We start from the raw sequence: 429 nt of genomic DNA, 5'->3' as shown, positions 1-429 counted from the left end.
ACCGTGACGGCCCGCTTGCGCGATCATCCCCATTGGTCCATCGAGAACCTCAGAATGCCCTCGAACACGGCGATGACCGTGGAAAGCGCCGCAAATGACATGAACACGAAGAACAGCGTGCCCCACACCTGTCCTCCCCACATCTGTTCGAACACGCTCGGCAGCGTGATGAACGCAAGCCCGGGGCCCGAGTCCGGCGCCACGCCGAAGGCGAAGCAGGCTGGGAAGATGATGAGCCCCGTGGCCAGGGCAACGCCGGTGTCGAGCACGCCGATCGTGGCCGCCTCGCCCATGAGCGAGCGGTGCTTGTCAATGTAGCTGCCGAAAATGGTCATGGAGCCCATGCCGATGGACAGGGTGAAGAAGGCCTGACCCATGGCCGCGTAGGCCGCCTCGAAGAACATATCCGGGCTACCGAAGATCTTCGGG

The 429-nt window shown here is 63.2% G+C and carries 1 protein-coding gene; it reads right to left on the bottom strand.

The annotated features are described in order from the left end of the window. Positions 1-23: 23 nt before the first annotated feature. Positions 24-429, bottom strand: a 406-nt coding sequence (locus tag NE591_RS12565) for a sodium-dependent transporter (RefSeq protein ID WP_256156781.1), incomplete at its 5' end; no start/stop codon positions are given.

Source organism: Adlercreutzia sp. DFI.6.23, from assembly GCF_024462535.1.
GTDB lineage: Bacteria > Actinomycetota > Coriobacteriia > Coriobacteriales > Eggerthellaceae > Adlercreutzia > Adlercreutzia rubneri.
Note: the sequence above shows the minus strand (reverse complement) of the source record. Positions and strands in the feature narration are given on the sequence as shown.